Annotated in this window: 13 protein-coding genes and 2 tRNA genes; 4 read left to right on the forward strand and 11 right to left on the reverse strand. The window is 37.4% G+C overall.

Annotated features, from left to right (window positions below):
* Positions 1-132: 132 nt before the first annotated feature.
* The 3 genes from RHO12_06760 to RHO12_06770 all read left to right on the forward strand — a co-directional run bounded on the left by RHO12_06760 (position 133) and on the right by RHO12_06770 (position 1,746).
* Complete coding sequence (locus RHO12_06760; GenBank protein ID WVD65095.1) at positions 133-1,404, forward strand: hypothetical protein; 1,272 nt, start codon at positions 133-135, stop codon at positions 1,402-1,404.
* Between the two features lie 159 nt (positions 1,405-1,563).
* A tRNA-Leu gene (locus RHO12_06765) sits at positions 1,564-1,650 on the forward strand.
* A gap of 20 nt (positions 1,651-1,670) precedes the next feature.
* Positions 1,671-1,746: transfer RNA gene (locus RHO12_06770), tRNA-Gly, on the forward strand.
* Between the two features lie 158 nt (positions 1,747-1,904).
* Here the strand turns inward: RHO12_06770 and RHO12_06775 are convergent.
* The 5 genes from RHO12_06775 to RHO12_06795 form a co-directional block, all read right to left on the reverse strand.
* Positions 1,905-2,894, reverse strand: a complete 990-nt coding sequence (locus tag RHO12_06775; GenBank protein WVD65096.1) for a TPM domain-containing protein — start codon at positions 2,892-2,894, stop codon at positions 1,905-1,907.
* On the reverse strand, positions 2,851-3,447 hold the full coding sequence (locus RHO12_06780; protein ID WVD65097.1) for a LemA family protein: 597 nt from the start codon (positions 3,445-3,447) through the stop codon (positions 2,851-2,853). Before RHO12_06780 ends, RHO12_06775 begins: the two co-directional genes overlap by 44 nt.
* Before the next feature lie 195 nt (positions 3,448-3,642).
* On the reverse strand, positions 3,643-5,190 hold the full coding sequence (locus RHO12_06785) for an amino acid carrier protein (protein ID WVD65098.1): 1,548 nt from the start codon (positions 5,188-5,190) through the stop codon (positions 3,643-3,645).
* A gap of 80 nt (positions 5,191-5,270) precedes the next feature.
* Positions 5,271-6,626 carry a PFL family protein gene (locus RHO12_06790; GenBank protein WVD65099.1) on the reverse strand — a complete coding sequence of 452 codons (1,356 nt, stop codon included), beginning with the start codon at positions 6,624-6,626 and terminating at the stop codon, positions 5,271-5,273.
* A gap of 21 nt (positions 6,627-6,647) precedes the next feature.
* The gene (locus RHO12_06795; protein WVD65100.1) at positions 6,648-6,917 is read right to left on the reverse strand and encodes an ACT domain-containing protein; all 270 of its coding nucleotides are present in this window, start codon (positions 6,915-6,917) and stop codon (positions 6,648-6,650) included.
* 145 nt (positions 6,918-7,062) lie between these two features.
* Here RHO12_06795 and RHO12_06800 point away from each other — a divergent pair, with 145 nt between their 5' ends.
* Positions 7,063-8,274, forward strand: a complete 1,212-nt coding sequence (locus RHO12_06800; protein WVD67383.1) for a pyridoxal phosphate-dependent aminotransferase — start codon at positions 7,063-7,065, stop codon at positions 8,272-8,274.
* Between the two features lie 58 nt (positions 8,275-8,332).
* On the opposite strand, the gene RHO12_06805 is transcribed toward RHO12_06800, so the two are convergent.
* From RHO12_06805 to RHO12_06830, 6 genes are all read right to left on the reverse strand, one after another.
* Positions 8,333-8,791 (reverse strand): hypothetical protein, encoded by a 459-nt coding sequence (locus tag RHO12_06805; GenBank protein WVD65101.1) that lies wholly within the window; start codon positions 8,789-8,791, stop codon positions 8,333-8,335.
* Positions 8,769-10,094: a phosphatase PAP2/dual specificity phosphatase family protein gene (locus RHO12_06810; protein ID WVD65102.1), complete on the reverse strand. Its 1,326-nt coding sequence runs from the start codon at positions 10,092-10,094 to the stop codon at positions 8,769-8,771. Before RHO12_06810 ends, RHO12_06805 begins: the two co-directional genes overlap by 23 nt.
* Positions 10,094-11,524: a class I SAM-dependent methyltransferase family protein gene (locus RHO12_06815; GenBank protein WVD67384.1), complete on the reverse strand. Its 1,431-nt coding sequence runs from the start codon at positions 11,522-11,524 to the stop codon at positions 10,094-10,096. The genes RHO12_06810 and RHO12_06815 overlap by 1 nt, the downstream gene beginning before the upstream one ends.
* Positions 11,443-11,841 (reverse strand): alpha/beta hydrolase, encoded by a 399-nt coding sequence (locus tag RHO12_06820; protein ID WVD65103.1) that lies wholly within the window; start codon positions 11,839-11,841, stop codon positions 11,443-11,445. Before RHO12_06820 ends, RHO12_06815 begins: the two co-directional genes overlap by 82 nt.
* A 19-nt stretch (positions 11,842-11,860) precedes the next feature.
* Positions 11,861-12,469, reverse strand: coding sequence for a CDP-alcohol phosphatidyltransferase family protein (locus RHO12_06825; GenBank protein WVD65104.1), 609 nt, complete (start codon positions 12,467-12,469; stop codon positions 11,861-11,863).
* A gap of 129 nt (positions 12,470-12,598) precedes the next feature.
* The gene (locus RHO12_06830; GenBank protein WVD65105.1) at positions 12,599-13,381 is read right to left on the reverse strand and encodes a hypothetical protein; all 783 of its coding nucleotides are present in this window, start codon (positions 13,379-13,381) and stop codon (positions 12,599-12,601) included.
* Between the last annotated feature and the right edge of the window lie 97 nt (positions 13,382-13,478).

Genomic DNA, 13,478 nt, shown 5'->3' on the forward strand with positions numbered 1-13,478 from the left:
GGCATATGAATAAAAATAAAAAATATTTTATACCAAAACTCATTACCAAAACTATTAATGGATCTATCTAACTATATAATTGAGCCTGAAGTGGTGCTCTTATTAAGCACTAATTAAACAAGGAGATATAAAATGATACGAAAAGTCATTCCTTTGTTGCTGATAAATTTATTGATCACGAGTGCCTATGCACAAACTGATGCGGTATTATTAAGTAAAAAAATAACTGCTGGCGGCAGTAACGCATCTAGAGTACATGCAGTAGATACAGGCGTAACAATCGAAAATGGTGATGTATGGATTTGGGGATTTAGAAACTCAGGCCAACAAGGTAATGGTCGGACAGATGTACACCCCACCTCCTTAGCTCCTGCAAGAGTAATGAGTTTTGTACAAAATGGATTAAAGATTACCCATGTTACGGGAGGAGCTTACCATTTAATTGCCTTAGATAGTAACGGTGATGTATGGGGATGGGGGCAAAATGGTTATCACGAGGCAGGAGCCGGTGTTTGCAGTGCGGGATATGTAAATACCCCATGTCGTATTCTAAAAGACCAAAAGGTTATTCAAATTGGTGCGGGTGAATATGTTTCATATGCATTAACAAAAGGTGGTGATGTTTATGCTTGGGGTCATGGTATTTACGGTCAGGTAGGTAATGGTGGACTACATAGCGTTAATAACTTATATAAAATTCCACAATCTTATTTTAATAATAGAAAAGTGGTACTGCTTGGTGCGGCTTACGAAGGTGCTTATGCTATCAATGAAGATGGCGAGGTTTTTGGCTGGGGAGATGAACAAGCAAATTCTTTTGGTTACAGCAACAAAGCTAATCATATTTATGTTAAAACACCCAAAAAACTAAATATTCCCAGTGACGTTGGGCGAAACATTACGCATATTTGTGGTGGTGAAGCGTATACCCAATATTTAACTACTGAAGGTAAGGTGTATGGAATTGGCGAGGAAGCTAAGCTAGGGCGAGGTAAACACTATGCTGACACGACGTCTCGTACGGCAACTCCTGTAGAAATTCTTACTAATGTGAAAGAACTCTATTGCCGGTTCGCAGGGTCAGTTGCGATCAAAAATAATGATAGCAATCATATTTATACTTGGGGCTCTAATGGCAGTAATGACCCATATTACATCTATGGTTCAAGCGTAACATCACGAACGATTAATGGAGAATTAATTAGAATCGATGGTGGAAAAGAAAATTTATATTATTTAAATAGTCAAGGTAACTATTATGGAATAGGCTATGGTGCAGCTAATAAACTTGATGATAAAAGTGTCAGAAATGTTAGATTCCCAGGAAACAAAATGAGCTTTTTAGAAAATGAGGTCAAAAACACTTATGGCGCAGATTATATAATGGGACAAGGATATAAATAAACTAAAATGGTTAGCCAAGTCCTTTAGTTTCAGTTATCGCGAAAAACTAACTAAACATTAACCAATCAAACTGTTTATTTAAAATTTTGATTGACTGCATAAATAAGATGGGTAAAATGCACACATTCAAAATGAATTACTTTAAAGTAATTGTTTTGAGCCCGGGTGGTGAAATCGGTAGACACAAGGGATTTAAAATCCCTCGGCCTTTTGGCCGTGCGAGTTCAAGTCTCGCCCCGGGCACCATTTATATGTCAAATCTCTATGCGGGAATAGCTCAGTTGGTAGAGCGCAACCTTGCCAAGGTTGAGGTCGCGAGTTCGAACCTCGTTTCCCGCTCCAGATTTTAATGTTAAAAACAATAAAGTTTGAAGCATATCAAAATTTATAACTAATTCTTGTATACGATATGTCAGTATTTTTTATTCAAATTTACAACGATAGGCTTTAAATTAAATCGGTCTAATAAATTTAAATATAACCAAAATGATCATTTAATCCTACCAGCGTCCCGATGCGCCGCCACCACCACTTCGACCACCTCCTCCGCCGCCAAATCGACCACGAGAACTAAACCCACCCCCAAAACCGTTGCCACCCTTGCCACGCCCTCCGCGAGGAGTATCATTTTTAGAAGGTAATGCAGATAAAATAGTGGAAGCAACAAATACTAAAAATAAAACCGACAATACAACTGAAATAGAAAACCCTTCTAATAAAGTATAACTACCCGCAGAACATCCATTTAATATACCAATAGCAAAATGCTTTCTACCTTTTGATTTTTTTAGCCATTTAAATAAAAATAGATTCACAACCAACAGGCAGATAACATAAGAGGCAATGCTATAATGAAGCAATTTCATACCAAAAGGGCTGCTCAACACATCTCCTACGCGCCATTCATGTTGCATATTATTTGGGCTTTGCTGTAAAAAAGACGCGCTATCATCAATTTTAGCTAACATACTGATTATTGATGTTAACGCATCATTAATACCATGATAATAACTATTCTGCTTTAATGCAGGAATAAAATCGTGTTCGATAATATGTTTAGCAGCTAAGTCCGTTAGATAACCTTCCAAGCCATAGCCCACTTCAATCCTAACTTGCCGATCATTTTTAGCTATGACAAATAAAATACCGTTATCGTTACCTTTTTTTCCTATTTGCCAAAGCTTAAACACACGATCAGCAAACTGCTCGATCGGCTCGTTATCTAAAGTTGGTACTAACAATATGGCTATTTGTGAACCAGTATCTTGTGTACTTTCATAATTACGTAGCGTTTTATCAAGTTGTTCAATTTGCTTATCAGTTAAAGTATTAGTGGTATCAACAACTCGTTGAGAATAAGCTGGTACTCCAACCATAGCCAACACTTGATAAGAAATAAACAGGCAACCAATAAACCATAATAGTACAAAGCGCATAAGATAATAGCTAGTTAAATTTAACGATTGGCGCGGTTGAAATTTGTTTTTCATTTTCTACCGTGAATTGGGCTTTTGATGCTAGGTCATAATAATTGGCAATCAACTTACCGGGTAAACGGCGAATATAGCTATTATAGTTTTGGATAGCTTGAATATAACGACCACGCGCGACCGCGATTCGGTTCTCAGTACCTTCTAGCTGAACCATTAAATCTTGGTATAATGAACTTGCTTTTAACTCAGGGTAATTTTCGCTTACTGCGAGTAAACGGCTTAGAGAAGAGCTTAATTGCTGTTGAGCTTGCTGGAACTTCGCCATTACAATAGGGTCAGTTAGCTGATCAGAATTAACTTGAATCGAGCCAACCTTTGCTCTCGCTTCAGTAACTTCAATTAATATATTTTTTTCATGATCAGTATAGCCTTTAACTGTACTCACCAAATTAGGTACTAAGTCTGCCCGCCGTTGATACTGATTAATTACTTCAGACCATGAGGCGGTTACTTTTTCATCATCAGATTGAATTGTGTTATAGCTGTTAAATAGAACCACACCAGCGATTATAATTAATGCAAGAATAAGATAAAAGGGCTTGAATTTCATGATACATCCTTTTCATGTCGAAATGGCTTAATGCAATCGATAACTGCATACATTGTCCTATTATACTATAAGTTAACAATCTATTAAGATAGGTTTGATTTCGTTAATATTTTATCGCAAGGCACTATTATAATGAAAAAATGGGGATTAATATCCCCCACTTTGTCTTTCTCAATATATTGGTTTAAATATTAGTTATTTACTATTCTCTTTGCCATCCCAACATTCAGTAACAAATCCATACTGCTTAGAATCAAATGGTGTCGCTTTATGCTTACGATAATGCTCAAGCGCTTTAAGCACAAATGGCAAACCTAATAGCAATAGCGGAATATTTAGATAGACCATAATAATATTCATTAAATCAGATATATACCATAAATTACCTAATTCAAGACCAGCTAGAATTGTCAAAATCCCAAATGGCACAAAAACTAACGAACCAAGAGTACGGATCCCTAAAATAAAGCTCTGCTTTTTAGAGATAAAATTAGCTGAAATCTCAGCAAATGAGATCATACCAAGCAAAGTTGTAAATGCAAATAAACCATAACAGGCACACATAATAATCTCGACTATCGCTGCAATCGAGGTTGGCACTAAAGCTTCCACCGAGCTTAGGTATAGCATAATTTTTGACGCTCTAACAGATTCCCACACAACACCGTCAACCGATCCGGTCCAAACATGCGCCATAACGACAATAAACCCTGTCATAGTACAAATAACCATCGTGTCAAAAAATACGCCAAAACTTTGCACCAGCCCCTGTTCACAAGGATGGCGGTTATCGGCAACTGCTGCAGCCATGGTTATGGTACCTTGCCCTGCCTCATTGGACATTAAACCCCTTTTAACCCCTTGAGCAAGAGCAGTACCAATGGTGCCACCAAAAATAGCATGCGGCAAAAATGCGCCGACAACCACTTCATGGAAAAAATACGGAATCAAGGGAAAATTAATCAGAATAATAATAATAGACATACCCACAAAGATGACGGCTTTAATAGGGACTAATACATCAGAATATGCAACTACTCGACGAATACCACCAAAGATAATGAATGCGCATACAATAACGAGTATCACCGCGATAATGTAGTACAAGTTTGATTGATGACTATATTGTTCACCCGTCGATGCCTCCGCTATCGCGCCAATAGCCGAAAAAACATTAAATGTTTGCGCGGGAATATTAAATAACGCGTAGAGAATAAAGACAAATGATAAAAATAAACCGATAAACCGTTTATTGCCTAAGATCCGTTTACCATAAAAAGGTAATCCACCGACAAACTCATCTCCCTTTTTCTCTTTAAATAGCTGAGCAAGCACTGATTCAGTAAAGGCCGATGCCATACCAAAAAATGCAGCAACCCACATCCAAAATAAGGCCCCAGGCCCACCAATTGAAATCGCACCCGTTATCCCAACAATATTGCCAGGACCTGCTCGCATTGCTAAACCAAGCATAAACGACCCTACAGCACTTACCCCTTGCTTAGAGGGCTGTCTGGCTAACATTATTTTTATTGCTGGCAAAAAGCTTTGTCGTTGAATAAAACGCGTCCGTATCGTAAAGTATATTCCCACCCCAATTAATAAAATAACAGGAAAAGAGAACTGACCTAAAACAGGAATCCGACTATACCACTCAATATTAGTGGGAAAATCCCAAACCGCATCAGTAATCGGCGCTAAAAAAGCAAAAAACTCATTAATTAAATCGAAAATTTTATTCACAACATCTACTCACTTTACTTATAGTAATATATAGGCTTAATCGCCATTAATTAATGGCGATTAAGCCTATTAAAATTTCATTAGTTTTTAAAAGAATGAATTGGAGCGGGGATTCGCCCACCGCGCTTAATAAAATCAGCAGAACTAAACTTATTAACTGGCATAATTGGAGCATGCCCTAATAATCCACCAAATTCAACGTTATCACCTACTGTCATTCCAACCGCTGGAATAATACGCACCGCGGTCGTTTTATGGTTAATCACCCCAATTGCCGCTTCATCCGCAATAATGGCTGAAATAGTTTCAGCCGGCGTATCCCCCGGGATAGCTATCATATCTAGACCGACGGAGCAAACACAGGTCATCGCTTCTAACTTTTCTAGGTTCAATGCCCCTTTATTAACCGCATCAATCATGCCCGCATCTTCTGATACTGGAATAAACGCGCCACTTAATCCACCAACATGACCGCATGCCATTACACCACCTTTTTTAACTGCATCGTTTAACATGGCGAGCGCCGCTGTAGTTCCATGAGTCCCAACAACCTCAAGTCCCATCTCTTCTAGAATATGCGCGACAGAGTCACCAATTGCTGGAGTGGGTGCAAGAGATAAGTCGACAATACCAAACTGCACTCCCAAGCGTTCCGATGCTTCTTTACCAACCAATTGTCCCATCCGCGTAATTTTAAAGGCTGTTTGTTTGATTGTTTCAGCAACAACATCAAAAGGTTGACCTTTGACTTTCTCTAATGCTCGTTTAACAACTCCTGGCCCGCTTACACCGACATTAATGACACAATCAGCTTCACCCACGCCATGAAATGCTCCCGCCATAAACGGGTTATCTTCGACTGCATTTGCAAATACCACTAGTTTGGCGCAAGCCATGCTACTATTATCAGCGGTCAGCGTGGCCGCTTGTTTGATAATTTCACCCATACGCTTTACTGCATCCATATTAATACCGGTTTGCGTCGAGCCAACATTAACCGACGAACACACTCGCTCAGTTTGCGCTAATGCTTGAGGAATGGAATCGATTAAAATTTGATCCCCCTTATGAAACCCTTTTTGTACCAATGCAGAAAAGCCGCCGATAAAGTTAACACCAACCGTTTTAGCAGCAGCATCAAGCGTCTTGGCAAACTCGACGTAGTCTTTATCATCGCTGGCGCCAGCAATCAGTGAAATAGGGGTAACAGAAATACGCTTATTGATAATTGGAATACCAAATTCAGACGAGATATCCTCACCAACTTTAACTAGGTTTCCAGCTAATTGAGTGATCTTATTATAAATTTTTTGTCTCGCTTTTGCGCCATCGCTATCAATGCAGTCAAGCAATGAAATCCCCATCGTGATCGTTCGGATATCAAGTTTCTCTTCCTCGATCATTTTAATTGTTTCTAAAATATGTTTAGTTTCCATTATGAGCTCTATTTTGTAAGGTTATAGGCGGTGCATCGCATCAAAAATTTCTTCACGTTGAATATTTACTTTTACTTTAAGCTGATCGCCCTTTTCAATTAATGCATTTTTTACCTCATCAAATGAAACGCTAATTTTTGCTAAATCAAGTAACATAATCATGGTAAAATACTCGTCCATAATAGTTTGCGTTACATCTAAAATATTGATGTTTAATTCATATAACTTTTGACTTATACCAGCAATAATTCCCGTTTGGTCTTTACCTATTACAGTCAAAATAGTTTTCATTGGATTCTCCACGTAAATTTTATACGAGTTAAAAATATTTATAAGCTGACTATAATAACATCTTCAAAAATTATCTAAATAGGAGTAGATTGGCTTATCAATAAAAGTTATAAAGATATCATTTCAATAAAGGACAATAATTATGGTGTCATTCGAAAAGTCGAATAAATTAGAGCACGTGTGTTACGATATTCGTGGACCTATTCTTGATTATGCGAAAAAGCTAGAAGAAGAAGGTCAAAAAATTCTTAAGCTTAATATTGGTAACCCTGCCCCATTTGGCTTTGAAGCACCAGATGAATTATTGGTTGATGTTATCCGTAATTTACCCACATCTCAGGGGTATAGTGATTCAAAAGGACTTTACTCTGCGCGCAAAGCAATTATGCAAAATTATCAAGCTAGAGGTATTTATAGCATTGATATCGAAGATATTTATATTGGTAATGGTGTATCGGAATTAATTGTGCAATCGATGCAAGCACTGCTAAATGCTGGCGATGAAATATTAGTACCTATGCCAGATTATCCATTATGGACAGCAGCGATTAGCTTATCTGGCGGCAAAGCAACCCATTATATCTGTGATGAAGAACAAGACTGGCAACCCGATTTAGATGATATTAAAAAGAAAATAACACCCAACACTAAAGGGATCGTTATCATTAATCCTAACAACCCAACAGGGGCTGTATACAGTAAAGAAATTTTACTCGAAATTGCGGAAATTGCTCGCCAGAATAATCTAATTATTTTTGCTGACGAAATTTACGATAAAATTTTATATGATGAGGCCATCCATCACTCTATTGCAGCATTGGCTCCCGACCTATTTATTATTACGATGAGCGGTTTATCAAAAACTTACCGCGCAGCGGGTTTTAGGCAAGGCTGGATGGCACTCAGTGGTCCCAAAAAACATGTAAAAGGCTATATTGAAGGCTTAAATATGTTGGCGTCGATGCGTTTATGTGCAAACGTGCCATTACAACATGCCATTCAAGCAGCATTAGGCGGCTATCAAAGTATTAATGAATTCATTAAACCTGGTGGGCGCTTATATGATCAATGCATGCTAGCCTGGCGATTACTGAACGAAATACCTGGAGTGTCATGTACAAAACCCAAAGGGGCTTTATACTTATTCCCTAAACTCGACATGAAGAAATTCAACCTACACAATGACCAGAAATTAGTACTCGATTTTTTACTACAAGAAAAAGTACTACTCGTGCAAGGTACTGGTTTTAATTGGCATAAACCCGATCATGTCCGCATTGTCGCACTACCTCACACTGGCGAGTTAGATGATGCAATTCATCGCTTTGGTCGCTTCTTAGCAAATTATAAACAGTAATTTTAGCACAAATTAAAAATATTCTAGGTGAATTAGATTTTGCCTAGAATAAAACTAGCTATAGATTTAAAAACTGACTAGCAAAGATCATAAAAAATAACATCACCTGACCAATAAAAAAAATAACTTGTTTTTTGAGTAGGTTTAGCGTGCCTTGTTGTCGTTGTAGCCAATTTTGATTCGATCGTTTTTTTAATCCCAAATTATTCAAAAAATCGTCTAACTCGTTAGCCCGCTCATCAGCTGATTGGTAGTGTAGTGCAAAATAAGAAAATAATTCCATATCAATAGCGATGCGCATTGCGTAGTATTTTTGTATTAGCCATAACAATACACTTATCATACCAAGCAAACCGATTATTGCCACCAAAGGCAGTTGCAGAAATAGCGAGCAGCAGCAGCAAAAAATCGTTATAATTGCGATGAATGTTGATGTCATATCAATATTTTTACCTTGCTGTAACAAACAACTCATTGCCAAAAAACGCGTTTGATTAATGTCTGTAGTTTTCGCCATTTAATAACCTTATCCATTGATTTAATATGATCACTTGTTTAGCATTGATTACACTGTTTGGTCTGGCTTTTTTTAAAATTTGAATTGCATCATCTAAGCTTTCTGCAATTCGGTTGGATAGTAACCATGCCAGAATGATCGTTGCACTGCGAGAATAGCCTAAAGCACAGCAAACTAGTACATCGCCATGAGCCAATCCGGTATTAATCGCCTCCACACCTTTGCGACATTCATCTAACGATGGTGCAGCCATGTCCAACACGGGAACTAAGATATAGTTCTCATAATATGTTGGCATAGGTAATTCTGCACATAAATCAACAACCGTGCTAAAACGGTGTTTTTTTAATGTACTGCGGCTAGGAATACGACCCAAGTATACCTTGTTAAAAACAAGGTTAAACTCATCATCACAGCGAGTCCAAAGGCGAGAATTACCCCACATAATTAATTGGTAAGGTAGTAACAAGAAACGGCCTATAATAGTAAAGCGGCCATTCTCTTGTTTTTGAAATCCCCTCGCTCCAACAAAATAGTAATTTAATGCGGTGATGGTAAGGGCTAAAGCTAGCCAGAGCAACCAAACCGCATTGGCACCAACCATCAAAGTTATCGTGAGTAAGATGGCCGTGAAAATTAAATAGATACTTCCCCAACACCACTGTTTAGGGTAACGCGCTTGATAAAATAATGAAGCCCCTTGCGCTGGCCATAACCAAATACAGAAAGCTCCCACCAGCAACCCCGTTGGCACATCAAAAAAATGGTGTTGCCATGTGGTTAATACCGATATTGCGATAAGAGAAAACCAAATATGCAATAGCCATTGCCATATGCCGTGTAGGTATTTTGCATAAAATACCCATAAAATAACAAGCAATGTAATATGTAAAGAAGGCGCTTGATTAAATGGCTTGTCAAATCCCATTAATAGATCAAATAGCATACCTGAATAACCATCGAGCTCAGGGCGCTCAAAAGAGAACATTAATGGCCATATCAAAAAACAAGTAATGCAAATAACTTGTGCGGAAAATAGCCTTTTCACCAAAATATTTAACTGAAATACGCTTGGTGCAAGCAAAATAGCTAATCCATAAAAAATATCAATTGACCAATAGGGGATAATAGTCCAAGACCATAAAGGGATTATTTTTTCCCATGAGAAAACGACAATACCTACATCACTTCGTTGTGATGTGAACCAATTAGCTAAGCCATAACTAGAAAAAAAGAAAAGGGTTAATAATAATAAATACAGTATTGAGCGAAACCAAAGGCCTCTTTCTCTAGTTAAAAACATTATCTCACTCGCTTAGCAATAGAAACCGTAAAGATACCCCATTGATCTATGCGCATATCAATTTTTCTAAATCCTGCTTGTTCAACTAATTGATCCATTTCAATTTGTGTTCGCCGGCGCATGACCCATGCTTGCCCTTCCCTATGGCTAGTTAATACTCTTGCAATAAACTCGAGTTGAGGGTGCCAAGGTTGCCCTGTATAAATAAGGTAACCACCATCGGCCATAATATCCGCAAGCCCTAATAACGAATTCGTTACCATCTGGTTATCACTAAAAAGTTCATACAATCCAGATACAACCGCTAATGTCGGTTTAATATCCAAAGAGGCCAGTTCTTGACGATTAAATGCGTCACCTTTTTCAAAATGAACAATATTACTTAACCCTTTGGCATCAATTAAGGCCAAGCCTTGGTTGACATTATTGTGGTCATAATCTCTTAGCAGAACTGAATCTGGTCGATGCTTTAATTGATTAATTGTATCTAAAATATAACGTCCATGCCCTGCTGCAATATCAATAATATTAACTAAATTTTGCTCTTTTTGTTGGGTCGTAATGGCCCATTTCAAGAGTTCTTCAACGTGTACTTTTCGCTGCCGAATTCCACGCCAGCCTATCGATTGTAAATAATTAAAATCGAGAAAACGTCCAAATGCTGTTGCACCTGATGGTTGATTTCGATAGACATAATCCAATGTGCTACCAGAATCAAAGCCAGTATCAAAACCGAGCGTAATTCCATCAGATAATTTATTGGCATATTTCAAACTGGCCCTAATACTCTGCCAGTAAACCTTTTTAAAAATATTTGCCGCGGGTGATGCTAAAGCATCAGCCTCTGCATAGGTGTATCCAGATTTATCTGCATGCAATAAGGATAAGGTTTTCGGCTCGGTAGCAAAACTAGCTAAAATAAATCGGCGAATATGTTTTATCGCTATTTTACGATCTTTTTCACCCAACGTGTCATGATAAAAACCAGATAAAACATGGTATTCTTTATTTGTTGTACCAAGGTTATCAAAAAATTGCTTTTGTGGTTTTTTACGAACAACATAGTCTGAGCCTGAAACTAAAATCTGTGTTGGTGTTTGTATGGCTTGGGCATCTTTTATAATTCGCTGAGAGGTCGAAAATAAGTCGAGCAATACGCGTACAGAAATCGGCCTTGTTATTAACGGATCTGAACTATATGATTCAACCCTCGCTAAATCATGTGTCAATAATTTAGGTTTAACATAACTATTAACAAAAAAATTACCTTTTAAATTATGTAGTAAAGCTAATCCTTGAATCGCAAAAGGGACATATAATTTAATTCTAAAAGCGGGTGATGCCAATATTAAAGCACGAATTTTAGGCACATAATCATGGACAAGAGTCGATGCGATAACAGCACCGACACTTTGCCCAATAATTGCAATATCTTGATCTTGTAAGCAATAGTTTTTTTAATATGTTTGATAAAGTCGTGAGCATCTCTGACTAATGTCGCGAAACTCTGCGCGTCACCACGCTCGCCACCAGATTGCCCATTGCCTCTTGCATCCCAAGCAAAAAATTCAAAATCATCAAGCTCTAACTCATCAACTAGATGCGCAATTCGCCCCGAATGCTCATGGCCTCGATGAAACAAAATGATAGCCTTTTTTGTTTGATCTAATTGAGCTACGGGCCAATGTCGATAAAAAATAGTAGTACCATCATAGCTGGTAAATATTTTTTGTTGTTCTTGACGCATAGATAGCCTCTTTTATTTTTTAATGTAACGTTTCACACAAGCCTGTTTTAACTCTATTTATAATAGTTAAAATCAGTAAAATAAGAATAATACTTAGTACAATATTAAGTGCAGTAGCAGGTAACCAGCCTAAAGCGAGACAAGCACTGATAATACCAAATAATAATGCACGATCACTTTTCCCCATTGGCCCATCGTAGCGTCTACTACCGCCAACCAATACACCTAAAACACCTGCATATTCGGTAAGAAATGCACCAATAATAAGCAGTAAAACTAATATCCAAGACGCATCTGGTAAATAGAACAAAATAATAAATAGCGAACTATCAGAAATAACATCGCATAGTTCATTAAGATAAGCACCTAAATTCGATTTTTGTGCAAACTCTTTGGCCAGCATGCCATCAATAGCATTGAGAGCCATACGCACAAACATCCATATTGGAATTAGCCATAATATCCACGTATGCGGCAAAATGAAGATAACAATGAATGTAACAAATAAAGAACCAAAGCACGCAGCTAAGGTTATTTGATTGGCAGTAACAGAATAATCATTTAGCTTCTTAACAAGTGGACGTAACAACGATTGAAAACGTGATTTTAATTGATAAACAGAAATCATTTATCATTCCTAACTGTTTTTATAATGGCAGAGATATTAGCGGATATTTAATAAATTTGATAGATAAAACCTAATTATATATTTGTACCCATTGGTTTTTTTAGATAACACAGAATTGATTAGCTTCATTTATTGTTTTATTGCATTAAATACGGAGTTTAATAAATAATCATGGGCGGTGTAGCCTAATTCCGTGCGGTAAGTGAACATTTGTAACGCTTTTTTATGAGAAAAATTTGTTTTTTCACATATTTGTTGCTCAACTGTTGAATAAGTACGGTAAATTAGCCACTGCCCACCTGCCCATGCAACCCAATCATCAAACGACCCGGATACTTGCTTTTTAGCAACATGAAGGTGTTTAGCTTGAATATTGAACCAACATTGGCTCACTGGCTGCGGTTCATAGGTATAAATTTGTGCTTTTTTTACCCATGATTGGATAAAGTGAACTTCGTGATTACCTATTCCGACTGGGTCCAAAGTGATTAAACACTCAACTGGTATGCCAGCCCTAGATAAAATAGCCGACAAATGTGCGCCATTCCAGCCTCCTAAGCTATGACCCACGATATAAACTTTAGTGTTATTACCGATGTTTTTTTTAATATCTATGTAACGTAAATTAGTAAGTGATGTGACATGTGAAGGAGGATTATTTTTTAGTTCAGCAAAGAAAACGTCAGTATAACTAAGATAATCAATTTTATAATATTCATCATAACGTTGGTTACTTTTTTCAGCTATATTAGCAAGTTTTAGATCGAGATTATGACGAAAAAGATTAGCTAGCTTACCCATAGTGTAATGGGGCTTTATTTTAGGAAAAGGTAAATTAGCGCTACCCCATATAAATGGCTCTTTATCAGCTGCTCCACCAATAAATAGGATATAAACACGAGGGTATGCCATAATTGATTACTCCGATGATGATTAGCTAATTAAAACATAAGCCTAAATTTGCCTCAATACTAAATATTAGATTTATTCGTTAATTTTAATGATTAAA

This window comes from Orbaceae bacterium lpD02 (genome assembly GCA_036251875.1).
Classification (GTDB): Bacteria; Pseudomonadota; Gammaproteobacteria; order Enterobacterales; family Orbaceae; genus Orbus; species Orbus sturtevantii.

Coding starts and splice junctions, on each gene's coding strand:
- RHO12_06820 (WVD65103.1), bottom strand. CDS start 11,841: ATGCGTCAAGAACAACAAAAAATATTTACCAGCTATGATGGTACTACT.
- RHO12_06790 (WVD65099.1), bottom strand. CDS start 6,626: ATGGAAACTAAACATATTTTAGAAACAATTAAAATGATCGAGGAAGAG.
- RHO12_06795 (WVD65100.1), bottom strand. CDS start 6,917: ATGAAAACTATTTTGACTGTAATAGGTAAAGACCAAACGGGAATTATT.
- RHO12_06760 (WVD65095.1), top strand. CDS start 133: ATGATACGAAAAGTCATTCCTTTGTTGCTGATAAATTTATTGATCACG.
- RHO12_06805 (WVD65101.1), bottom strand. CDS start 8,791: ATGGCGAAAACTACAGACATTAATCAAACGCGTTTTTTGGCAATGAGT.
- RHO12_06810 (WVD65102.1), bottom strand. CDS start 10,094: ATGTTTTTAACTAGAGAAAGAGGCCTTTGGTTTCGCTCAATACTGTAT.
- RHO12_06780 (WVD65097.1), bottom strand. CDS start 3,447: ATGAAATTCAAGCCCTTTTATCTTATTCTTGCATTAATTATAATCGCT.
- RHO12_06830 (WVD65105.1), bottom strand. CDS start 13,381: ATGGCATACCCTCGTGTTTATATCCTATTTATTGGTGGAGCAGCTGAT.
- RHO12_06775 (WVD65096.1), bottom strand. CDS start 2,894: ATGAAAAACAAATTTCAACCGCGCCAATCGTTAAATTTAACTAGCTAT.
- RHO12_06825 (WVD65104.1), bottom strand. CDS start 12,469: ATGATTTCTGTTTATCAATTAAAATCACGTTTTCAATCGTTGTTACGT.